Annotated in this window: 1 protein-coding gene; it reads left to right on the plus strand. The window is 59.9% G+C overall.

All coding sequences use genetic code 11. The annotated features are described in order from the left end of the window. Positions 1-33 precede the first annotated feature (33 nt). Positions 34-658: tetrahydrofolate dehydrogenase/cyclohydrolase catalytic domain-containing protein (locus P2Q66_RS21150; RefSeq protein WP_275731319.1), on the plus strand; the 625-nt coding region annotated here is incomplete at its 3' end.

The raw sequence follows: 658 nt of genomic DNA on the forward strand, positions 1-658 counted from the left end.
TGTTCGGCACGGTAATTCCACGGTGGTGTTCTCGTGACAGCTGAACTTATTGACGGCAAACAAATCGCTGCCGACATTCGCGCTGAAGTGGCGGCCAAGGCCGCTACCCTCAAGATCAGGCCAGGGCTCGCTACACTGCTGGTGGGCGAGGACCCTGCGTCAGGGGTGTACGTACAGAGCAAGCGACGGCTTTGCACACAGGCAGGCATGCGGGATCTGCACCAGCACTTTCCTTCCGATGTCTCTGAATCGGAGCTGTTGGCGGTTATCCACGATCTCAATAGCGATCCCGGCGTGGATGGGATCCTGCTCCAGTTGCCACTCCCGGAGCACCTCGACGCAAACGCCCTTGTCTCTGCGATAGATCCCGAGAAAGACGTGGATGGGCTGACTGAAACAAGCGCCGGTCGTTTGGCCCTGGGACAACCCGGTCTCCAGCCATGCACACCCTCGGGAGTCATCGAACTTCTCGAACGCTCCGGTGTCGCGATTTCTGGTGCTCACGCTGTGGTCGTTGGCAGGTCGTTACTGGTCGGGCGCCCGCAAGCCCAGTTGTTGCTAGCTAAAGACGCAACAGTGACTATGTGTCACTCCCGCACCCGGCATCTTGCCGACCACACTCGGCGCGCAGACATACTGATCGCTGCAGCCGGGGTTC

This window comes from Arthrobacter sp. Cr_A7 (assembly GCF_029222765.1).
Taxonomy (GTDB): Bacteria; Actinomycetota; Actinomycetes; order Actinomycetales; family Micrococcaceae; genus Arthrobacter.